16 protein-coding genes are annotated in these 22477 nt (G+C 47.1%); 6 read left to right on the forward strand and 10 right to left on the reverse strand.

The genetic code is table 11. The annotated features are described in order from the left end of the window. Positions 1-6: 6 nt before the first annotated feature. On the reverse strand, positions 7-2820 hold the full coding sequence (aceE, locus tag CAP50_RS07115; RefSeq protein WP_075102133.1) for a pyruvate dehydrogenase (acetyl-transferring), homodimeric type: 2814 nt from the start codon (positions 2818-2820) through the stop codon (positions 7-9). Positions 2821-3621: 801 nt separating this feature from the next. Between aceE and CAP50_RS12815 the strand changes: the two genes are divergently transcribed. Next, a complete protein-coding gene (locus tag CAP50_RS12815) occupies positions 3622-4491 on the forward strand; it encodes a hypothetical protein (protein ID WP_241900685.1) in 870 nt (289 codons plus the stop codon). A 139-nt stretch (positions 4492-4630) separates the two neighbouring features. Here CAP50_RS12815 and CAP50_RS07130 read toward each other — a convergent pair whose 3' ends face one another. From CAP50_RS07130 to CAP50_RS07155, 6 genes are all read right to left on the reverse strand, one after another. Further along, positions 4631-5785 (reverse strand): RNA-guided endonuclease InsQ/TnpB family protein, encoded by a 1155-nt coding sequence (locus CAP50_RS07130; RefSeq protein WP_100749529.1) that lies wholly within the window; start codon positions 5783-5785, stop codon positions 4631-4633. Continuing rightward, positions 5782-6393 carry an IS607 family transposase gene (locus CAP50_RS07135; protein WP_100749530.1) on the reverse strand — a complete coding sequence of 204 codons (612 nt, stop codon included), beginning with the start codon at positions 6391-6393 and terminating at the stop codon, positions 5782-5784. The genes CAP50_RS07130 and CAP50_RS07135 overlap by 4 nt, the downstream gene beginning before the upstream one ends. 351 nt (positions 6394-6744) lie before the next feature. Next, positions 6745-7437 (reverse strand): TetR/AcrR family transcriptional regulator, encoded by a 693-nt coding sequence (locus CAP50_RS07140; protein WP_100749531.1) that lies wholly within the window; start codon positions 7435-7437, stop codon positions 6745-6747. Between the two features lie 233 nt (positions 7438-7670). Beyond that, the gene (locus CAP50_RS07145; protein WP_075102141.1) at positions 7671-8690 is read right to left on the reverse strand and encodes an endonuclease/exonuclease/phosphatase family protein; all 1020 of its coding nucleotides are present in this window, start codon (positions 8688-8690) and stop codon (positions 7671-7673) included. A 282-nt stretch (positions 8691-8972) separates the two neighbouring features. Then, the gene (locus tag CAP50_RS07150; protein ID WP_075102142.1) at positions 8973-9485 is read right to left on the reverse strand and encodes a hypothetical protein; all 513 of its coding nucleotides are present in this window, start codon (positions 9483-9485) and stop codon (positions 8973-8975) included. Between the two features lie 261 nt (positions 9486-9746). Then, a complete protein-coding gene (locus CAP50_RS07155; protein ID WP_100749532.1) occupies positions 9747-11405 on the reverse strand; it encodes an FGGY family carbohydrate kinase in 1659 nt (552 codons plus the stop codon). Positions 11406-12101: 696 nt separating this feature from the next. On the opposite strand from CAP50_RS07155, the gene CAP50_RS07160 reads away from it, so the two are divergent. The 5 genes from CAP50_RS07160 to CAP50_RS07180 all read left to right on the forward strand — a co-directional run bounded on the left by CAP50_RS07160 (position 12102) and on the right by CAP50_RS07180 (position 18524). After that, entirely contained in the window at positions 12102-13739 is a 1638-nt protein-coding gene (locus CAP50_RS07160) for a TolC family protein (RefSeq protein WP_241900686.1), read from the forward strand. 109 nt (positions 13740-13848) lie between these two features. Beyond that, positions 13849-14715 carry a YihY/virulence factor BrkB family protein gene (locus CAP50_RS07165; RefSeq protein ID WP_100749534.1) on the forward strand — a complete coding sequence of 289 codons (867 nt, stop codon included), beginning with the start codon at positions 13849-13851 and terminating at the stop codon, positions 14713-14715. Positions 14716-14760: 45 nt separating this feature from the next. After that, complete coding sequence (locus tag CAP50_RS07170; RefSeq protein ID WP_100749535.1) at positions 14761-15954, forward strand: HlyD family secretion protein; 1194 nt, start codon at positions 14761-14763, stop codon at positions 15952-15954. Between the two features lie 3 nt (positions 15955-15957). Next, complete coding sequence (locus tag CAP50_RS07175; protein ID WP_100749536.1) at positions 15958-17334, forward strand: ABC transporter permease; 1377 nt, start codon at positions 15958-15960, stop codon at positions 17332-17334. Then, positions 17334-18524, forward strand: coding sequence for an ABC transporter permease (locus tag CAP50_RS07180; protein ID WP_100749537.1), 1191 nt, complete (start codon positions 17334-17336; stop codon positions 18522-18524). Before CAP50_RS07175 ends, CAP50_RS07180 begins: the two co-directional genes overlap by 1 nt. 294 nt (positions 18525-18818) lie before the next feature. Here the strand turns inward: CAP50_RS07180 and sthA are convergent, their stop codons facing one another. The 3 genes from sthA to ppsR all read right to left on the reverse strand — a co-directional run bounded on the left by sthA (position 18819) and on the right by ppsR (position 21938). Continuing rightward, on the reverse strand, positions 18819-20468 hold the full coding sequence (sthA, locus tag CAP50_RS07185) for a Si-specific NAD(P)(+) transhydrogenase (RefSeq protein WP_100749538.1): 1650 nt from the start codon (positions 20466-20468) through the stop codon (positions 18819-18821). Between the two features lie 89 nt (positions 20469-20557). Continuing rightward, positions 20558-20962, reverse strand: coding sequence for a DUF4377 domain-containing protein (locus tag CAP50_RS07190; RefSeq protein WP_100749539.1), 405 nt, complete (start codon positions 20960-20962; stop codon positions 20558-20560). 79 nt (positions 20963-21041) lie between these two features. Then, on the reverse strand, positions 21042-21938 hold the full coding sequence (ppsR, locus tag CAP50_RS07195; RefSeq protein WP_075102151.1) for a posphoenolpyruvate synthetase regulatory kinase/phosphorylase PpsR: 897 nt from the start codon (positions 21936-21938) through the stop codon (positions 21042-21044). Positions 21939-22477 lie beyond the last annotated feature (539 nt).

The following is a 22477-nucleotide window of genomic DNA, read 5'->3' on the forward strand; positions in this document are numbered from 1 at the left end:
TCGTTATTATTCTTTGACATCATCGTCATTGAGCAGCGTCGCGTCAGCTTGATCTTCGGCGCGGCCTTCATTACTGATTTCATCATCCTCTTCACTGACAAACTCAGGCACAGGGCTTGGGTTGATGTTGTCAGGAGCTGGTGCATCTGGGAAATGATCGTAATAAGGCTGCTGCTGCCATGCTGGCGGCTGATCGGCCTCAATCTCAAAGCTTGAGATGGCATCTTTGACCAAGCGCATTTCTACTTCGCCTTCATCTGCCAAGCGCTTGAGCGTCGCCACCACGATATGAGCGGCATCTACATGGAAGAAGCTGCGTAGTTTTTCGCGGGTATCTGAGCGACCATAACCATCAGTACCCAATGTAGTATAAGGACGGCTATCAGGTAACCAGCCACGTATCTGCTCTGAGTAGTTACGCATATAGTCTGTTGCCGCGACCACCACCCCTTTATGCGGTGCCAATTGCTCTGTGACCCATGGCACTTTTTCTTCATCCATTGGGTGCAAGCGATTGTAGTCATCACATGCCATACCGTCACGCGTTAGCTCATTAAAGCTGGTGACGCTCCAAACGTTGGCAGTGATATTAAACTCTTCTTTTAAAATCTTCGCCGCTTTTTGTACTTCGCGTAAGATAACCCCAGAACCAAGCAGCTGTACTTGGCTTGAGCCATTGTCTTCTAGCAAATACATCCCGCGCTTGATGCCTTCTTCCGCACCCTCTGGCATGGCTGGCTGCTCGTAGTTTTCGTTCATGAGGGTCAAGTAATAATACACGCGCTCACCCTCACCATACATCCGGCGTAGGCCATCATGCATGATGACCGCCAGCTCATAACCATAGCAAGGGTCATAGCTCACGCAGTTCGGCACGGTGTTAAACAAAATCTGCGAATGGCCATCTTGATGCTGCAAGCCCTCGCCATTGAGCGTCGTACGGCCTGCTGTCGCACCAAGTAAGAAACCTTGTGCCTGACAGTCGCCTGCCGCCCATGCCAAGTCGCCCACACGCTGAAAGCCAAACATAGAATAGTAAATATACAGCGGTATCATTGGCAAAGCGTTGACCGAATAACTGGTCGCCAGCGCAATCCAGGTACTCATCGCTCCTGCTTCGTTGATGCCTTCTTCCAACATGTGACCGTCGATGGCTTCTTTATAGCCCATCAGCGCTTCACTATCTTCAGGCGTGTATTTTTGTCCTGACGCCGAGTAAATACCTAACTGACGGAACATGCCTTCCAGGCCAAAGGTACGCGCCTCATCAGGAACGATCGGCACGACGCGATCTTGAATGTCTTTGTTTTTTAGCATCGCTGATAACAGACGGACAAACACCATGGTCGTCGACTGCTCTTTGCCATTACTGCCCTTCAAGATACGATCAAAAATCGATAAATCAGGGATATTTAGAGGAATATGACCACTACGACGGTTTGGTAAATGACCGCCCAACGCTTCACGGCGACCTTTTAGATATTTCATCTCAAGCGAGTCTTCTTTTGGACGATAGAACGGCAGCGTCTCAAGCTCTTCATCATTGAATGGCAAATCAAAACGGTCGCGGAAATACTTCAATGACTCATGATCTAGCTTTTTGATTTGGTGCGATTTATTCACCGCTTGCGCTTGCGTCGATAGCCCATAACCTTTGACTGTTTTGACCAAGACAACTGTTGGTTGACCTTTGGTCTTCATGGCTTCACTAAAGGCAGCATAGACCTTCATTGGGTCATGACCACCACGGTTTAGACGCGAGATGTCATGGTCAGACAGCTCATTGGCCATCTCTTCAAGCTCTGGGTATTTACCAAAAAACTCTTTACGGGTAAATTCAGGAGTACGTGCCTCATATAGCTGGTACTCACCATCGACCACTTCTTCCATACGGTGCTTGAGCACACCTGTCACGTCTTTATCAAGCAGTGTATCCCAGTTACCACCCCAGATGACTTTAATCACGCGCCAGCCTGCACCGCGAAATACCGACTCTAGCTCTTGAATAATCTTGCCATTACCACGCACAGGGCCATCGAGGCGCTGCAAGTTACAGTTGATGACCCAAATTAGGTTGTCTAGTTTTTCGCGGCCAGCAAGCGAGATGGCACCCAAGCTCTCCGGCTCATCTGTCTCGCCATCACCTAAGAAAGTCCAAATTTTACGGCCTTCTTTTTCGAGCAAGCCACGGTTTTCCATATAGCGATGGACGTGCGCGTGATAAATCGACATGATCGGGCCAAGTCCCATAGAGACCGTTGGGAACTGCCAATAGTCCGGCATCAGATAGGGATGCGGATAACTTGATAGGCCTTTACCACCGACCTCACGGCGAAAATTATCCAACTGGTCTTCACTCAAGCGGCCTTCTAAATAAGAACGGGCATAGATACCTGGCGCGGAGTGACCTTGATAATAAACCATGTCACCACCGAAATGATCACTTGCGGCTCGAAAAAAATGGTTAAAGCCTGTCTCATACAGCGTGGCACTAGAGGCAAATGTCGCCAAATGGCCACCTAGATCGTCATCGTTTTTGTTGGCACGCATCACCATCGCCAGCGCGTTGTAGCGAATCAGCGCACGGATCTTACGCTCAATGGTCAAGTCGCCAGGATACATCGGCTCGTCCTCGACTGCGATGGTATTGATATAAGCAGTATCAAGGCGGTTGAATGGCAGGCCTTCTTGCACCGCCATATTGTATAAGGCTTTTAGTAAAAACTGCGCGCGATCTTTGTCTGCATGTTTGATCACAGACTCAAAGGCTTCAAGCCATTCTTGGGTTTCGGTGCTGTCAGCATCCTTATAATAGTTCATCGTTATGAATCCTTTTCTATCGTTCACCCCTACTCGGTGGCAGGGTATTATTAAATCAAAGTATTACTTCATACTGGCGTGTGGAAATGGTTTACTCAAGGACTTCCTTGTTAAATTTATCGGAGTGGTTCTGGCGTGTTTTAAGGGATCTATCGACTGCTATATTTGATCATCAAATGATAATAACTCTCCATTATAGGCGCTTATGGGAAAGTTGTTTATAGCGATAAAAAAATGGCGATATGAGATGTATTTTTTAAATAAATAATGATTAGTGATTGGGTGAATGGTTTGTTTATTATTTGAAGCTAGATAGGCAATAAAAACACTGTAATAAAAATACATACAGATCTAAGGCACAATCCATGAGGCGAGAAGCTGTTATTCATGTAAAAACCATCTAAAGCGTTACTTTGACTACGTCCTATCATAATAAATATGCCGCTTATCGACTCCTTACGACAAACTTTCATACTTTATAGTAAGGTATCAAATTACATAACCTATACATGTGGTTATTAAGTCAGCAGTGTATAGATTTCGCCCGTGGTTTAGGTGTCGATATGAATAGATAGGGATACTATTATGTATATGGCTAAGCACTATACAGAATCTCAACATGTAGATTCATACCAAAGATACAAACTATTATTCTTAGCTTTTGTAGGAGCTATAGGTTTACTTTCTATCAATCACTCGTCCTATGCGATTGCGCCTAACCCAGGAGCCAACTGCCAAGGTGTGACTGGTGCTTCTCAAAGCAGCCTGACAAACGCAGACTACACTAACCTAGTCTCAGCAGTGAATACTGATAATTATGTCAACATCGCAGGCAACGCATCAGGCAGTATTCCCTTACAGATTAAGATGAATACTACAGAGTCGAGCTCGAACACCATATTGGGTAACTTTGGTGTTATTGAGGCTCAAGGAGTCAGAGCCATCAATGTCAGAAGAACGTTCCCTAACACCACGGCCTTTACAGATATCCGTCTAGATTTTCGTAATAGCATTACCATGCAACCAATCTACTTGACCAACGTTGCGTTAAGTGCGTTTGATATTGATTATGCAAATAGTAGCGGTAATAGCTTTGATGACTTTATACAAAACCAAAGCGCCGAGCAGCAGGCATTGAGCTGTATGCTCGCACAGGTAAAACCCTATCAGCAAGCGGATAAGACAGCACGCCAGCGCTACTGGGCCTATAAAGCGCAAGCCTGGCTGAATTACGCCATTCATCAAAACAGTATCAATAGCCGCTCTACCGCTGGTGCCTACGCTGCCCAAGCGACAGAGTCCATCTTACAAGCCCTACAAGAGGGTACAGAGCAGCGCATCGATCTGTATCAGGACATCCCTGCGATGTCTGCCTTGATGCGGCCAGACCTATGGGCAACTATAAGCGCCCTCAAAGACAGTGACGGCATCGCTGTCGCCCCGCGTGAGATGGCGTTTAGTGAAGTAGCGCTGATTTGGGCGGCCACCAATCAATGCGCGCGCGGCTGGCGAGAGTCAGGGATTCATTTTCGTATGGCCGATCGCTGGCTTGAGCAAGCACGCCAAGCCTACGTCAATGCTCACGACTCACAGACCAATGTTGCCCTGCAAGCACGTATCGTTCGCTATTATGAGGCGTACGCCCGTTCCAAAAATCTTACTCAAACCTAGCCAATATTGACTATTAGATAGGTTTGACGTTTTCTTTCTGCTTCATTGTCACGCGCTATTTCTCATTTGAGATTTAGACTGACCACGACTCCACAGACTTTTTTAATTGGCGATGGAACTCACCGTCCAATAAACAGGATTATGCAGCTGTTAAAATAACAGTCGCGTTATTTAAAATATTGATGCTGGCGTTGAGGTCACGGTCATGAGAAACCTGACAGTTAGGGCACAACCACTCACGCATTTTCAATATTAGCTCATCTTTACCAAGGATATGATTGCAGTTTGAACAGGTTTTTGAGCTTGGGTAGAAGGGTCCGACTGATTTCACAACCTTGCCTTGCTCAGTGGCTTTGTAGATAAGCTGTCGCTTAAACTCAAAGAAACCCAAGTCACTGATAGCTCTTGATAGCCGCCTGTTCTTAACCATACCTTTGACATTCAAATCCTCAATCGCAATCACATCGAACTCATTAACCAGACTTGTTGTGATTTGATGGAGAGAATCTTGCCTAATACACCTGATCTTATAGTGCAAACGAGAGAGCTTGGTTTTCGCTTTTTCTCTGTTTTTACTGCCTTTTTTAGTGCGACTGAGCGCTTTGTTTAGCGTTCTTAGTTTTTTAAGGTTTGCTTGAAGTGGTTTTGGCGCTTTAATTTTAGTGCCGTCTGATAAAACCAGTAAGTCGGTAATACCAAGATCAACACCAACGCTTTTACCTGTCTTTTTAGTAGGAATTACAGCTTTTTGTATTTCAACAGCCACACTAACAAACCACTTACCGCCACGTTTAGAGATGGTAGCTGACATGATCTTGCCGTCAAAACGTAAAGCTTCTTTTAAGCGAACCCAGCCCAAGTTTGGGATACGAATGGATTTACCTTTAATGGCAAATTGGTCGTTGGATAAACTGAATCTATCGTCACGGCCTTTTTTACGAGCGGTTGGGTATTTCGCTAAGCCTTTAAAGAAGTTGTTATAAGCATCACCCAACTGCATGATTGCCGCCTGCGGAGCGCATTTGGTCACTTCCAGCATATAGGGGAATAATTCACGCTTAATGGCGTTCAATTCGCGTCTGAGCTTCGCCTGTGAGGGCTTGTTTAGATTTTTAGTATCAACCTCAACGCCTGCGGCCAAACACGCATCACGGTACGCTTTGTCAAGCGCATACTGCCGCTGCCACTCATGCAAAGCCCAGTTGTAGGCTTTTCTCGCCACGCCACAAGCACGAGCAAGGTGATTTGCCTGTACGTTGTTTGGCTTGAGTTCGATAATGTGTCCACGGATCATAATGCTTTTTTAACCGCCTCTATTAATTGTTGGTTTTTCTTGCTGCAAGAGCCGTATAGCCTCTCTGAAAATACGGTGATAATCTCCAATACATCTTGGGCTAATTCTTGCTCAAAACTCAACTCTTCACCTTGATTGATTATTACCACTTCAACGTCACGAGCCTCACACAACATGAAAACCAGTTCTGCACCAAATTGTAAAAGCCTGTCTTGATGGGTAATTACCAGCCGTTCAACTTTATTGCTCAGTATGTCATCAAGCAGGTTTTTTAAGCCTTTCTTTTTATAATTCATTCCACTACCAAGATCGGTAATCGTCTCAAAAGTCCAGCCTTGCCTGGCACAATAAAGTTCCAAAACTTGAGACTGGCGAAGTAAGTCGTCTTTTTGATCACGACTCGACACACGAGCATAAGCAATGGTTTTTCGGTCTAATTTAGGTGGTGTATTCAAGGAATGCGGTCTGATTTCACTTAAATCATATCGCCTATGCCCGTTTTCGGTTCGCTTGGCGACTAACGTACCATCCTCATCCCAACGTCTTAATGTGGATTGAGCAACCCCGAAATATTTGGCAGCCTCCCCAATACTAACCAGTTTCCCCATAACTTGCTCTTTATATTATAGATATAATCTATCTATTATAGTAATAAATAGGTAGGTTTGTATATGTTTTATTTAACTGTTTGCAACCCTCTTGACTCAGGCGAAGACACATGTCATGGGCAAGCGCTCTCTCCTATCTAAGCCACCTACCCTGCTAACTAATCATCAAGCACCAAGCACTAAACACCAAGCACTAAACACTAAACACTAAACACTAAACACTAAACACTAAACACTAAGCACTAAACACTAAGCACTAAACACTAAGCATAAGTACAGGCATAAAAAAGCCGACTATGCAGTGAGCATGTCGGCTTTTTCGTTGCTATTCAACCAGTAGCATACTGTCAACTAACGGTTTTTACGCGGTAGCTTTTCTGGCAAATAACAGCGCAAATAAGCGATAAATGCCGTATTTGCTTCTTGAATATAGTCATCCGTAATGGTCTGGTGGCGACGATAAGACAAAGTAAAGATCGCATTGACGATGCTATAAGCAATCAATAACGTGTCTTGAATATCATCAAAATTCGGCATCTCATAGCGTTCTGATAAGCGCTTATACACCAAGTCTACGATTTGATGATCGATATCTTCACCGAAACTGTCTCCTTCAAAGTCTGGAGTATTGGTATCATAGATCAGCTTGGCTTTGGTTTCATCATTATGAAAAATTGTCACACACTTATCGATCAACGCGGTCAAATACCCCTGCCATCTGTCGTAATTGCCGATATCGACCGTCTCTACCATCTCTAATATCTCGATGGCGTTCAAAAAACGCAACGCTAAAAATATCGCTTCGATATTAGGGAAGAAATGATAAGCAGATGCGCGCGGAATACCTGCCTCTTCGCACACCGCTGCAAGGGTAATATCGTTAATAGCATGGGTTTCGCTTAGCTTTTTGGCACCAGCCAATAGCTTTTGACGGCGTGCACGACCCTGCTGACTGGTAAACTTAAACTTATTTGGCACCAGCTTTTTTGCCAGCTCCGAATCTACCAATACGTCTTCAATCTTTTCGTCTTTATTTTCGCTCATTGTAAGTCTCTTAATGTTACGCCCTATTTTATAAATACGGTCTTTATTGAAAGTTTGGTCTTAAATAAAAAACAACGATGATTGACTAACAATAATTCATTGCTATCATCGCCACCCCTTTCAATAAGGAGGCATCATAAACGCTTGTATACTATCAAGCAAGGCAGTTTAGTGGGTTAAAAATAATATATGAGTCAACAACATAACAATGTCGATATAACTGTATGATACTGCTAATTATTTAGTTTGATTTTCGCTCTTATAATACCATGATCGATGACCCTATCTGCATAATCCCATTTTAAATGATCATTAAAATAGTCCACCCGCTCTACCTGACCGAGCGAAAACTTGCTATCAGGTAAGAACTCTTCTGACACAAATAATTGATCGATGACCTCTGGCATACCTTGGTAAATATGAGTATAAGCCACATCTTTCATCCAGCCATAACGCGCTTGAATACGGGCAGCATCAAATAGTGCGACATCGCGCATGCTTTTATCATAATTGACCTCGCCCGTCTCCGTCATCAGCTGCGTGGTGACGCTATTCGTCACATCATTCATGTCACCCAACAAAATCAGCGGCTCACGGGTATTCTGCAAACGCTCGATGATAGACATACGAATCGAAGCCGCTTCGGCCGCACGCATACAAAGACTTCGTAGCTTGGCACGGACCCTGATATTAGGGTCATCCATATCTTCTAGCAAGTTACCGGCCTCATCACGCAGGAAAAAAGCACGTTTGCTTTTTAGATGCGCGGTGACGATGGTGATTGGCTGACCATAAGCATCAACTCGCACCATCAGCGGTGGTCGATTAAAGCGCTGGTAGAGACCCACATCAGGGACATCAAGCACCGCCTTCGGTGCCACCTCTTCTAACAAACTGACCTCTAACGACTCAAAACGGCTGATCATGCCTACCGCTGGTGTCTTTTGGGCACCCTGCCCTTGGGTATGAGGGCTGGCCGCATCATTGCTTGCCAGCGGTGCGATGACGTGCTTTGCTTCAAAACCCAAAGACGCCGCCAGCGCTACTAAAGCGGCACTATCCCAAACTTCTTGTACAGCGATGATATCGGCATGAGCCTTCGCCAGTAGCTCACTGATACCGCGTAGCTTATGATTGTATTCAGTATCATTATAAGCAGGGGCATTGTCATAATAAATGCGATTGGGATTTGCAAAGTTCAATAAGTTAGCAGTCGCGATATAAAATTGATGATTATCAGCCTTGTTATTCATATATTCCCTATTATTTTTATAATGTCTGATATATTCATTAACATCCATACATAATAAACTTTTTTCATAAAAAAAGCTTCCAAAGATGCCTTCGGAAGCCTAAAAATAACATAAATAATATAAATAAAAGCGATTGAAAGAAACTAATGTACAATTAAACTCTCTGCTGTAACGTCATAGTAAGTTCTTATAATACTGCTTAGTTTTTAGACAGTTACGCTTTTTTATTTATATTTTCTGATGAGTTTTTATAAAACTTTTAGTGTCTTATAAAGAAGCCAGTTAAGAAACACGGTTCCATGCATCGCGTGAGGCTCGGCGAGCATCATTCCACTCTAGGCGAGACTCGCCTTTTACTTCATGCCATGAGCGCTCTAAATCAGCTTCGTGGTCTTCAAAACGCGCATCGGCTGGATAGCGCGCACGATTGGCGTAGCCTACTGCATATGCTGGGTGCAAATCACGATCAAAATCTAGGCCATCGCGATAGTAGTCTGCATTGGCATACTCAGCGCGCCAGTATGCTTCTTCACGTGTCGGATCGATCGCTTCTGCGGCTGCATGACCGGCGCCGCCACCGACGACTGCACCAATCGCGCCGCCAATTAGTGTCCCTAGCGGCCCTGCCATTGTACCAATAGCCGCGCCCGCTGCTGCACCGCCAACACCGCCAACACCTGTGCCAACAGGATGGGAGCCTGGCTCACCGGTAATGATGTCTGCGTTTAGGTCTTTTTTAGACTCTTTTGACATGTGTTTTACTTCACTGCGATCGATACCGTCATGGTTACTCATAATATTATCCTTAAATTATTTGTTATATTTTAACTATTCAGACCGCTAAGCTTGCGGACTTGCGAATACCATTAAAGTATAGGAATTTATGAATAAGCTTCGATAGACGCGTTATGTAAACTCTGTCCCACTTCAGATTGCCTTACGTTACAGCCTGTATCTTTCTCACGGTCGTGTACGGCCGTTTCAGGTTTTCAGTAATACTCCTTTATTGATTTTATCGTCTCCTTAATTTTCTATATCATTATTTATCGCGTTGTTTTATAGCGGTATTAAGGATCGTTTGATGGCTTGCTGCCATTTACTCAGATGCTGCTCACGCATATCTGCCGACATGCTCGGCTCAAATATACGCTCTACTTGCCAAGACGCTTGCATCGTGGTGTCATCATACAGCCCTGTTTTTAGACCCGCGAGCATTGCTGCACCTTTTGCGGTGATTTCTGTGTCCCTAGGACGCAGCACCGGCACATCCAATAGATCTGCCTGAAACTGCATCAGCAAATCATTATTGGCCGCGCCGCCATCTACCCTGAGCTCTGTAAGCGGATGGGGGCTGTCTTTTTGCATTGCAATCAGCACATCATAGGTTTGATAAGCGACCGCTTCTAGCGCTGCACGAGCAATATGCGCCTTAGTAGTGCCGCGGCTCATCCCAGTGATACTAGCGCTGATATCAGAGCACCAATAAGGCGCGCCAAGTCCTGTAAAAGCTGGCAATAGTACCACTTCCTCACTACTGTCTACTTGCCGTGCCAAATCCTCCACTTCACCACTTGTCTTAATCATACCCAAATTATCTCGTAGCCACTGGATAATGGCACCTGCCATAAACACACTACCTTCCAAGGCATAGGTCACTTCTTTTTTTGGTGGCTGTAATAGGCGCATACCTGACTGAACGATTTGGTCAAATGATAAGTTATCTGGGCGCGTTGGGCTGGTTTTTCGCTGCCACGCGATGGTGGTCAGCAGTTTATGTTCGCTGATTTTTGGTTGTTTGCCTATGTTCATCAGCATAAAGCACCCAGTCCCGTAGGTGTTTTTGGCCATACCCGCGTCCAGACAGCCTTGGCCAAAGAGCGCCGCTTGCTGATCGCCCAATACCGACTGAATGGGTATTTGCTTGGCAAACAGGCCTTTTTTGGTCTTACCAAAATCTCCATCAGACGGCAAAACGGTGGGTAGGATGCTCATGGGTATCGAAAAACGGGCACACAGCGCCTCTGACCATGCCAGCTTATGAATATCAAACAATAACGTCCGAGATGCATTGGTCACATCGATGACATGCTCGCCACCAGTCAGTTTGTATATCAACCAGCTATCGATGGTGCCCACCGCTATCTCACCTCTACTGGCGCGCACGCTCAGCTTAGGGTTGTTTTCGAGCAGCCAAGCGATTTTGCTGGCGCTAAAATATGGATCGAGGCGCAGGCCAGTCAGGCGCTGCACCTCTTCTGCCATGCTATGCTGCGCGCCGCTATTGAGACCCGTGTCGCTACCTGCAACTTTGCTCAATGCGCTTTTGCCCCGTACACCGCTGTCAGACTCGCCGCGACTTGCAGGCTCAGCGGCCAGAATTTTGCAATAGCTGGCCGTACGCCTATCTTGCCAAATAATCGCTGGCGCTAATGGCTTGCCGGTTTGTTTGTCCCACATCACAATAGATTCGCGCTGGTTGGTGATGGCAATGCTACTGACATCGGTGGCCAGCAGGCCTGCGAGGTTGATCACATCGTGCGCACAGCTAATCTGCGTCTGCCAAATTTGCTGGGCATCTTGCTCTACAAAACCTGCCTTAGGTGTCTGCAAGGTCGTCGGTTGCTGCGCCATCTTAATGGGGCGGGCGTGATCGTCGTAGAGTATCGCTCGGCTCGATGTCGTGCCTTGGTCCAAGGCCAATATATATCCTGCCATTACCTGTCCCTTTTTGCTGATATGCTAAATAATCGTCAGCTCAGTTTACAATATGTCCTGAGTCTGTCCTATTCTGAGTATAGTCGATGTACTCTAAAAAGAGCATAGCGCTACTGGGATGCTCTTTTTAAACGTCGGTTGCGCAGCCTTTGGGAATGCAGCACGCAAGTAAAATTTATACCAGTAGTGCGTTTAAGTTTATATAACCGTTTCATTTTCAACTGACTATATGTCCTATATAACGCTAAGTCTTCTATTTTTGATGTTTGGCTTGTGATACCGATTATAGCGCGGTATTTTGCCGGCACTGCTTGCCATATGTATAGCCATCTTTTGCGCGGTTTGATGTCTATTCATTTACTGTAGCTGATTGTCTATCATAGCGCTATTTAATACACAATAGAAAAAGTCAAAATACTGAGCATTGACCCGTCACGATTGAGGCTCTACAGTGTGCTCATAATAGGGCACATCCTCACTTATTTGCTTTGGATGAATAGTCTATAATAAATGTACAATGCTATCTGCTGCCAGCTTGCGATACGCAGTCATACCCGTAGCAACCTGTATACCAGTGTACTTTTTTATTCAGGTCTGATGGTCTTGAATCATACCTTGCACTCTCATTAACGGCTTATGTGACTTATGAAATTTGCTTTATCGGCTCTCTCTATTGCTATGACGACGGTGACTCTAATGAGTGCATCGATAGTTACCCATGCAAACACAGACACTCGTGTAGACCCCACGGCAGCGCCTAGCCACGCCGGCTTTCAAAATGAGATAAAAACCATCACGCAAATCGTTGAGGCAGAGGATAGCGCGGCGCATATTCAGGCAACCGACGACATCCGCATCACACACAGTGCGATGAGTCATGACCATAAGCGTACGACAAAGCCCTTAAGCACGCTTATCGACCCCATCACGCACAAGACAGTGGACAACAGCTATGCGCTGGATGTGCCTAGTTTTTTGAGCCTTGAGCAAGCACAAGACATCTTATTGCAAGTCTCACCCAAGATCGCGGCCAATGATGCAGCCATCGCCGCCAGTGAATACCAAACCGACGCGCTCAAAACCTTAGACAACCCACTGGTGTTTGCGCGCGTTTCAGCCAGTGCCTACCACCTCGATGAGGATATCGATTTGTCTTCACTCAGAAGCGGTATTGTCAATGAGATCAATAACAGCGTCGATGGCATTGTCCCGCCGCCTGTCCCAGATTTGCCAAACTTCGGTGAGCTCGTTGGCGAACGCCTGCCGGACTCTTATGATTTTAAGCGATCAGGCGAGACGACCAGCGCTGGCCTAGGCGTGGCGTGGCCCATCTATACCGCCGGACGCACCGCAGCTCTAACGGGAGCCTCCCGCGCCCGTACCCAAGAGACACTCGCAGACAGCATACTAGATAAAAACGCACTATATAACACATTAATCGAGCGGTATTTTAAAGCGCAGCTTGCCATCATTGCCGCCTATTTACGAGACGATGCTTATGACACGTTAAAACAGACCGACCATATGGCCGAGCGCTTGTATGAAGAAGGCTTTATCTCTCATGTCGATAGACTAGAGGCACAGTCGGCGCTGGCAGATGCCAAAAGCGAAGCTGTCAAAGCCAACAACGATGCTCGCCTTGCGATGATTGCACTACAAAGACTGCTGCGCACTGACTACCGTATCAAGCCCACTACGCCACTGTTTGTCTCCAGCCGCCCGTTGCCTGATGTCAGCTACTTTCAGGACTTGGCGCTCAACAATCACCCAGGGCTACAAAAAGTTGCGGCCAAGCGCGCGCAGGCGCAGCAGCTACATGCCTTGTCCGATACAGGCTACAAGCCGACAGTCATGCTTTATGGCTACGGGCAAGTTGAAAAAGACCCAAGCTGGGTCGCTGGTATCTCTGCCAGCTGGAAACTGTGGGGCGGGCTCGACAAAACCGCATCACTGGCCTCTAGTAGCGCGCAGATTCGTCAAGCTGACTTGTCTGAGATCGAGGTCAGTGACAACTTACTCCTGCTGGTCGAAAAAAACTGGCATGACGTCAATAATGCCCAAGCACGCTATCAAGCCCTGCAGAGCAATGTAGATCTGGCCGCAGAGGTGCTGCGCTTACGCCGTTTGGGATTACAAGAAGGTGTCAATACCACGATAGATGTGGTACAAGCACAAACGCAAGCGCTCAAAGCTCGTACCGAGCAGGCGCAAGCAGCACATGATTATGTACAAGCACTGGCCTCCTTGATGCAAAGCTGCGGTACACCGTTGGCATTCAATGCTTACCTCAATGCTGCTGACATTCAATTGCCGACTTTATATACTCAGCAATAAAAAAACACAGCGAAAAACAAATCACAACGACTTAAGTAAGCTACCGTCATTTACTTAACATGGCTGATAGAGACACCTAACCTGAACCTTTAGTGTGAATGATTGTTTTATGAAAAATCTGACTGCTACCTCGACCCGCAATTGGCGACAGACGTTACTAGAGACGTGGCGTATTGCCAATACCTCAAACGTTTGGGCACACTGCGCAAGCGTCGGTTATTTTGGTTTTTTGTCGATTTTTCCAGTCATGGCTGTGTTTGTGCTGCTGTACGGCTTGGCGTTTTCGCCCGCCGAGATGCAAGAGCAGATATCACTGCTACGCCCCTTTATACCTAATACGGTATATGACGTCTTAGATTCGCGCCTAAGCGATCTGGTCTCTAACACCGCCTCTACCCTCACTTTTGGCCTGACTGTTTCAGCCTTACTTGCTTTATATGCAGGCTCCAAAGGGATTAAATCATTAATCATTCTTATCAATCTGGCCTTTCATATCAGCCAAGAGCGCGGTTTTATTCAAGGCACCATACGCGCCCTTGGTTTGACCTTGGCGGCAGTGGTGGTTTTGATTATAGCTATATCCTCTATCGCGATTATTCCTGTCGCCGCCGCCTATCTGCCCTTCCCGCAAGTCGCCAAGACAGTGGCGCTTTGGAGCAGATGGCCGATACTGGCAGGCATGATATTTTTATGCTTTTTGGGTTTATACCGATTAGCGCCCAATCGGGACGCGGTCGCGCTAAAAAAACTGGTGCCAGGTGCGCTGGTAGCGACCGTCCTTTGGATTGTGCTGTCGATATTGTTTTCGCTGTATGTACAAAACTTTAATAATTATAGCGCTGAGTTTGGCGTGCTTTCGGCTGCTGTGGTCATTATGCTATGGCTGTATTATTCAGCGTTTATCGTCGCCTTTGGTGCTATTTTTAACGCTGAGACGATCGAAAACGCCAAGCCTTATGCAGTTCGTGTGTATTAATATCCTCTTTGTTTTCAACTTTGTTGCTTTAGGACTCTCACCGTCATGACTGAATTTCCAAACGAATCAGACGACTCACGCAAACTCCCTGATTCTGATGAATCAGCGCGGCCTCATGATGCACAGACGCCAACGGAGTCTGTAAAAGAGATGCCTGATGACAGCCCAGCACCAGCTGCGGCCGATTATTATCGCGGTACGCCAAAGTCAGACAATGCAGCCATGCGAAAAAAAGCCCTACTGGCTGGCGTGGCACTTATCATCATTGCTGTCATTGCCTATGGCCTATACAAAAGCACCGCGCAAAGTGAGCCGCCGCTTGTGACGCTGCAAGGACAGATGCAAATGCAGCAAACGTCTATCGCCGCAAAGGTGCCAGGGCGCATCGCTCAAATCTTAGTTACCGAAGGTGATGACGTCACACCCGGCCAGCAGCTGATTGAAATGGACTCGCCTGAGATCAATGCCAAGATCGCTCAAGCGCGGGCAGGCAAACAAATGGCCCAAAGCCAGTTGGATAAAGCCGAAAACGGCGCGCGCCCGCAAGAGATTGCGCAGGCAAAAGCGGCATGGCAGGCCAACAAAGCCGCCTCTGATTTGGCACAAAACACCTATCAGCGTGTCGACCGCCTTTATAAAGAAGGCTTGATGGCACGGCAAAAACGCGATGAAGCTTATGCGCAGTATCTGGCCACCCAAGATCAGACCGAAGCGGCGCGGCTGCAGTATGACTTGGCACTAGAAGGTGCGCGCAGTGAGGATAAATCAGCGGCCACCGCACAAGTGGCGCAGGTTGATGCCCAGCTTGACGAGGCTTTGGTCGCAAAAGAAGAAGCCAATCTTAAAAGTCCGATTGCTGGTATCGTTGATAATGTCATCGTAAGCGCAGGCGAAGTCGTCGGTCAAGGGGTGCCAATCTTGACGCTGGTCAACACCGACGATCAGTGGGTGGTGCTCAATGTCACCGAGTCGCATCTCAATCAATTTGCCATCGGTCAAGTGTTTACAGGCACCATCCCAGCGCTATCTTCTGCCGGCAAGCCCTACAAAAAACAATTTACCGTTTATGCCACCTCGACCCTCTCCGACTTTGCCACATGGCGACCGACCAATAACGATGATGGTTTTGATGTGCGCACCTTTGAGGTCAAGGCTCGCCCGACTGTGCCCGATGCCCGTATCCGCTCCGGCATGAGTGTCATCGTACCTATCGACCCAACCACCATGAGCCAAGAGTAAGCCATGCGCCTAACTCAGCTAAGTGAGGCTTTTATACGTAGCGCCGCCTATGAGCGGCGGTTTTTGCGCAAAAACCCATGGGACTTGACCATGGTGGTATGGATTCCCTTGCTCACCGTCTTGCTGATTTGGTGGATATTTTCGCAGACTCAGATTACCAACCTGCCTATTGGGGTCATTGATCAAGACAATGGGCCAGTGGCCAATACCGCCGTGCGCTATCTTGATGCCAGCCCAACGCTGAGCGTCAGACAGATGTATTATTCAGCCGCAGAGGCAGAAGCGGCTATTTTGCAGCGTGATATCTACGCTGTTGTCATCATCCCTGAAGACTTCTCGCGCAATATCTTATCGAGCAAATCCGCACCGCTTATTTTACAAGTAAATGCCCAGTATGGCACACACTCAGGTATTATTCAGACTGGTGTGCAGGCGGTCGCAGGTACTCTGTCGGCAGGCGTTGAGATTCAGCGTTTGATCAAACAAGGCATGGCACCATCACAAGCGGCAATCGCCTATTCGCCAATCCGCATACAACGCATCAGTCTGTTTAATGCCGCCACCGACTATCAGCAGTTTTTGGCCTCTACCGTGATACCAGCGCTATTACACATACTGGCCATGGTCATCGGTGCCACGACCATCGGCCGTGAGCTACGAGATAGGCAGCTTGGCCGTTGGTATGGTTTTATCGCCTCTGCTCAGGCTTATGACAATATTAGTGATAGTGTTAGCGCCAATATTAGTGCCAATGTGAATAATAATGTAGCTGATAACACTGTGCAAAAGATAGCCGCGCTCAGTCAACCTGCAGCTAAGCTGCCAAATAGTACCGCTAAGGACAATACCAATCAAAAACCTGTATCTACGCTGCCGAGCGTGCACATGGGTGTTTTGCTTTTTGGGTTGTTGGGTAAGTACTTTTGGCCGATGCTGGCTTATGGTCTTTGGTCTATCTTGGCGCTGTGGCTGGCCACGCCGCAAGAGTCCGTAGCGAGCAGCGCTGTTTTTGCCACTTATCTTGGCCTGCTGCTTTTGATGATGCTATCGTTTTGGCTGGGTGCTATTTTTACTTTAGGCTCTTTTTCGTTACGTATGGGTTTGTCTGCCACTGGCTTTATCTCCGCGCCTTCGTATGCCTTTGCTGGCGTGACTTTTCCTTATATTGCCATCAGTGACAGTGCCAAGCATTGGTCAGATGCCCTGCCACTTACCCATTATCTTAAGCTACATATCGCGCAGATGCAGATGCAAGCGCCTGTTGCCATCTCCCTGCCGATACTCTACGGCCTTACCATCGCCACTGTCGTCGCTATGATGCTGACTACCCTACTCACCAAACGCGCACTGGCACATCCTGAGCGCTGGGGAGCACGCTAATGCCGCCATTATCAACAAACCATAACGCTAAAGGCACCCAGCCGCAGCCGCCAGCGCAAGGCTTTTTTGCAAGCTTTTTTCAGACCCTAACAGACGTCTTTACGGACAAAGGCATTGTATTGATGCTGATTATTGCCCCCATCATCTATGGCTTTTTTTATCCGTGGCCATACTCATCGGAGGTCGTCAATCATGTGCCAGTCGGCATCATTGATAAAGACAACAGCGATTTATCACGCACCATCGTTCGTTATGCCAGCGCCAGCCCGCAGCTCGACACCAGACGGTTTTTAGACGAACAAAGCGCTAAGGAAGCCATTTGGGCAGATGAAATTGCAGGCTATATGGTGATCCCAAGTGGGCTTGAGCAAAACGTGCTGTCGGGTAAAGCAGCTAGTGTCAGTGTTCTTGGTAATGGCGGTTATTTTTTGCTCAACAAAAACGTGCAGATGGGGTTTTTAAAAGCGGTTAGCACGGTCTCCGCTGGTGTCAAAATCAAAAAGAGTGTCGCGCAAGGTGCCTATGCCCCGACAGCTGCCCAAAACGCACAGGCCGTACCGCTACAAATTGTCCCGCTATACAACCAGACAGAAGGCTATGGCGCTTATGTGGTGCCCGCCGTTTCTATTATCATCTTGCAGCAAACACTACTTATGGCCACTGCCATGCTCATTGGTACTTGGTATGAGCAGCGGCGGCATCAGACCAGCATCAACGGCTGGCTTGGACGTATCACAGCGCTTAGTGGACTGAGCTTTTTGATCGGCTGCTTTTATTATGGCTGGGCGTTTGAGCTACATCACTACCCACGCGGGCAAAATATGCTCGGCAGCCTGCTATTTCTTTTACTGTTTTGTCCGGCGGTGGCGACACTTGGCTGCCTACTTGGGCTTTGGTTTCGTCAGCGTGAACGTAGCATGCAGATTTTGATTTTTAGCTCATTGCCGATGTTTTTTGTCAGCGGCTACCCATGGCCTGCCGACCAGTTGCCTACTTTCTTACAAATAGTGCGCTGGTTTATTCCGACCACGCCCGCCATCAATACCTCAGTCCAGCTAAACCAAATGGGTGCGAGTATCTCTCAGGTCGCGACTGGGTTTTATGCGCTAGCGGCCTTATGGGCGCTGTATTTTGCGCTACTCATGTGGCTTCGCTGGTACAATGCGCCAAAGCGTACGCAAGTCTCTTAGCGGCTCGGCTCGTTTAAAAGCTTTCTAGGGCGTGTCCTCAATTCAATCGATAGCCATCTAAATGGGCTAAAAATGGCTAAATCTGGCCAAACGGTGTCAAATAGCTGACTAATATCTCAATATTATCTGCGCTATTTTCCTTGTTTGACGGCGATTTATCTCATTTTTATCGCCATTTTTAAAATGAGGACACGCCCTAGTCTAAAAGGCAGCTCATCTAAAAATGCCATAAAAAAAGCGCCTGCTAATCATAAGCAGGCGCTTTTTTATTTGGCTGAACGTCGCGCGTCATTTTTAAAAAACGCGGTTTAGTCCATTTAATGCAGCCACGCGATACGCTTCAGCCATCGTTGGATAGTTGAAGGTGGTATTTACAAAGTACTCAAGGGTATTGTTGCTCTTGCACTTCATCACCGCCTGACCGATATGGATAATCTCTGAGGCGTGATTGCCGTAGCAATGAATACCCAAAATCTCCAGCGTGTCACGGTGGAATAATATCTTTAATACACCAGAGCGCTCGCCGATGATCTGTGCCCGCGCCAGATGTTTAAAGAATGCTTGGCCTACTTCATAAGGGACTTTTTCGTCCGTCAGCTCTTGCTCTGTCTTACCGATACAAGAGATTTCAGGAATGGTATAGATACCAGTCGGTACACTGGATACAGGCTCTGCATCACTGTCACCGACCATAAAGGCCGCCGCACAGCGCCCTTGATCATAAGCGGCCGACGCCAGAGACGGCCAGCCAATCACATCGCCGGCTGCATAGATATTGTCGACTTCGGTACAGTAAGTATCATCGACTTTTAGCTGGCCTCGGCTATTGGCTTCAAGACCGATGGCCTCTAGATTTAGGCCTTCTGTGTTGCCTGAGCGGCCGTTGGACCACAAGATCGCGTCCGACTTGATGCGTTTGCCACTCTTTAGGTGCAAGACCACATAATCGTCATGCGTTTCTAAATAGTCAATCTCTTCATTACTACGAATCAGAACGCCAAACTGCCTAAAGTCATGAGCAATCGCATCGCTAATTTCACTATCTAAATAGCTCAGTAGCTGGTTTTGGTTATTGATTAAGTCAACTTTGTAGCCAAGGCCGGTAAAGATAGAAGCATACTCACAGCCGATAACCCCTGCGCCATAGATGATGATTTTTTTGACGACATAGTCCATCTGCAAGATTTTGTCAGAGTCAAATACCCGTGGATGATCAAAGTCAAGAATATCTGGGCGATAAGGGCGGCTACCGACGGTGATGATGGCTTTGTTAAACGTGACGGTCTCAAAGATATTGTCATCGGTTTCGACGCGCAGAGTATGGGCATCGACGAAACTTGCCCAACCATGAATCACGTCGATACGGTTGCGCTCATAAAAACGCGTGTGGGTATTAACTTGCCGGCGAATCACTTGACGCGCTTTGGCCAGCACTTCATTGAGCGGGACTTGCTTGTATTCCATCGCTTTGGTAAACATGGGATCACGGCGAAAGTTGATCAAGTTAAACACCGATTGACGCAGCGCTTTACTCGGTATGGTGCCGACGTGCGTTGAGTTACCACCGACCTGCTCACGGGGATCAATTACCGCCACCTTTTTGCCCGCTTTGGTCAGCTTCATGGCCGCCGCTTCACCAGCAGGACCCGCCCCTAAGACTACTACATCATACTCATACTGATGCTTATCGCCCTTTAGACGACGCGAGTCTTTGGTAAAACCAGTTTGGATATCGATACGAGTATCATCGAGCGGATTGACCAAGTCAGGATGATGCATGATGTCTTCGGTGACTTGCTCGTGGGTTTGCTCGATTTTCTCTTTTTTATCTTTACCTTTGGTGTGTTCAGGGTTTGGTATAGGCGCGCTTTGTTTGTTAGATACTTCGGTATGGGTATCTTCACCAACATCGTTGGTCGCATCGCTTGGTTTTTTACTTCCCATTATGTCCTCTTTATATATTAATGTATGTATCGTATCGCCCATGAAACAGCGTCATGGATCTTCTCATTATCATAGCTTTAATCATAGCTCTAAGGGGTGCCTACCATACGTTGAGATAGGATATTTTGCAACGTCCAATGACCCGTCAGACGTTGTTGCCCCTCGTCGATCTGTGGCCGTACACTGATGACGTATTCGGTGCCAAGGCTTGGCGCAAAATCATCAATCCAGTCATAAGGAATCTGAAACACACTGCCATCTTTGCTAGATTTGGCCAGCAAGCATTGCATCGGTAGCGCTGAGGCGCAGGCGACACGATTGGGCATAATGGTGAGCGTTTGAGCGTCACCAAGCACAATACTCGGAATATAACGTGGCTCAGGCACAGGCTCACGAGCGAATGGCGATGTCTGGCAGGCACTCAATAGCGTCGCGGCGCTAATGACGCTTGCCAATAATAAAGGCGTTTTTTTGGCTTGATAAAGTGAACGCATAATCTTCTCTATATAAAATGACCGTTTGATAAAGATAGTGTGATAAATCTGGAGGTATAAAATGTGAGCGCTCAGCATTCTAACCGATGCGGCGTTTTAGCCCCGTCATCTGCAAGATACGCGTGGCAATCTCTTCTACCGACATCTCAGAGACATCGAGGCTTGGGATACCATGAGTGATATAAATACCTTGTATGGCGCGCTGCTCTTGCTGACACTGCTGATAGCTCGAATAACGGCTACCCGCGCGGCGCTCTTGGCGAATCTTGACCAAGCGATCGGTATCAATCAGTAAACCAAACAGCTTGTCTTTGTGTTCGCGCAGGGCTTTTGGTAATTGATTGTCATACAGATCATCTTCGGTCAATGGATAATTGGCGGCGCGAATACCGAATTGTAATGCAAGATATAGTGACGTCGGTGTTTTGCCCGAGCGTGATACCCCCACCAAGATAATATCGGCAGCATTATAATGACGGGTGCGTGCCCCATCATCATTATCTAATGCAAAGTGCACCGCGTCGATACGCTCTTTATACGTCTCGGAGTCGACATCATCATGAGCGTGGCCTGAATGACCGTCTGGCTCTACCCCAGTCTCTTCTGCGACGCGGCCGATTAGCCCCTCATACATATCCAAGTTACAGCTGTGCGCTGAGTTGATTGTTTCGCGAATCTCGGGGCTCACGATGGTATCAAACACCAATGGCAGCAAACCATCACGCTGATAAGCCATATTGATTTGCTCAACCGCATCCTCAGCACGCTCTAGGCTATCGACATAAGGCAACACTCTGGTCTCAAAAGGAACCGAGGCAAACTGACTTAAGATCGCGCGTCCCAGCGTCTCCGCCGTAATCGCCGTACCATCTGAGATAAAAAACGCGGTTCTGATGGCCTGAGAGCTGTCCAAGTTTAGCGCGTGGCGGTTTTGAATGGTAGGCTTGACTTGTTCAGCTGGATTGCTTGAGTACATGCGTGGATACCTCGGTTGAAAACTCATCGATTGAAAACTCAATAGGAGTCTTCATCTAGTTTTTGTCTATTATATGGCGTTATCTGATATGTTGTCTGATATATAGCATCTGGGTCTTTATTATACATACCGTGCACGGCTGAGCGCCCTGTTTTTCTGCTGTATATTATACGCATAATAAAAGTCTAATAGAAATCAATGTTACAGGCGTACACTTATCACCAACATCCATGCCGGCACAAAGGCTGTGCGCTGCAACGGCGATCAAATAGCCGCGCCACACCTCTCAAAAACCAGCCATGTTATGTGGTTTTTGAGGCGACAGGCTTTATAAAACATCCATCGATGGTTTTAGTGGTTATCATTGCTGGTGATTTTGGTAAAATCAGTCGAAACGGTGAGCATTTGAAGATATCAATAAACGGATTGTTTGCTTAGATTTTTTGGATACAGATCGACCTTTATAAGAGCTGCCTTTATAGCGTCATCATAAATTATGTAGCAAATCCGACAATTTGTATCTTTTTCACAAGTTTTTT

The organism is Psychrobacter sp. L7 (assembly GCF_002810365.1).
In the GTDB taxonomy this organism is placed as follows: domain Bacteria; phylum Pseudomonadota; class Gammaproteobacteria; order Pseudomonadales; family Moraxellaceae; genus Psychrobacter; species Psychrobacter celer.

Excerpts from the sequence above, each read along its gene's own strand:
- CAP50_RS07130 (WP_100749529.1), bottom strand. The coding sequence starts at position 5,785 with ATGATCCGTGGACACATTATCGAACTCAAGCCAAACAACGTACAGGCA.
- CAP50_RS07140 (WP_100749531.1), bottom strand. The coding sequence starts at position 7,437 with ATGAGCGAAAATAAAGACGAAAAGATTGAAGACGTATTGGTAGATTCG.
- CAP50_RS07175 (WP_100749536.1), top strand. The coding sequence starts at position 15,958 with ATGCGCCTAACTCAGCTAAGTGAGGCTTTTATACGTAGCGCCGCCTAT.
- CAP50_RS07180 (WP_100749537.1), top strand. The coding sequence starts at position 17,334 with ATGCCGCCATTATCAACAAACCATAACGCTAAAGGCACCCAGCCGCAG.
- ppsR (WP_075102151.1), bottom strand. The coding sequence starts at position 21,938 with ATGTACTCAAGCAATCCAGCTGAACAAGTCAAGCCTACCATTCAAAAC.
- CAP50_RS07170 (WP_100749535.1), top strand. The coding sequence starts at position 14,761 with ATGACTGAATTTCCAAACGAATCAGACGACTCACGCAAACTCCCTGAT.
- CAP50_RS07165 (WP_100749534.1), top strand. The coding sequence starts at position 13,849 with ATGAAAAATCTGACTGCTACCTCGACCCGCAATTGGCGACAGACGTTA.
- CAP50_RS07145 (WP_075102141.1), bottom strand. The coding sequence starts at position 8,690 with ATGAATAACAAGGCTGATAATCATCAATTTTATATCGCGACTGCTAAC.
- sthA (WP_100749538.1), bottom strand. The coding sequence starts at position 20,468 with ATGGGAAGTAAAAAACCAAGCGATGCGACCAACGATGTTGGTGAAGAT.
- CAP50_RS07160 (WP_241900686.1), top strand. The coding sequence starts at position 12,102 with ATGAGTGCATCGATAGTTACCCATGCAAACACAGACACTCGTGTAGAC.
- CAP50_RS07150 (WP_075102142.1), bottom strand. The coding sequence starts at position 9,485 with ATGAGTAACCATGACGGTATCGATCGCAGTGAAGTAAAACACATGTCA.
- CAP50_RS07190 (WP_100749539.1), bottom strand. The coding sequence starts at position 20,962 with ATGCGTTCACTTTATCAAGCCAAAAAAACGCCTTTATTATTGGCAAGC.
- aceE (WP_075102133.1), bottom strand. The coding sequence starts at position 2,820 with ATGAACTATTATAAGGATGCTGACAGCACCGAAACCCAAGAATGGCTT.
- CAP50_RS07135 (WP_100749530.1), bottom strand. The coding sequence starts at position 6,393 with ATGGGGAAACTGGTTAGTATTGGGGAGGCTGCCAAATATTTCGGGGTT.
- CAP50_RS07155 (WP_100749532.1), bottom strand. The coding sequence starts at position 11,405 with ATGGCAGGATATATATTGGCCTTGGACCAAGGCACGACATCGAGCCGA.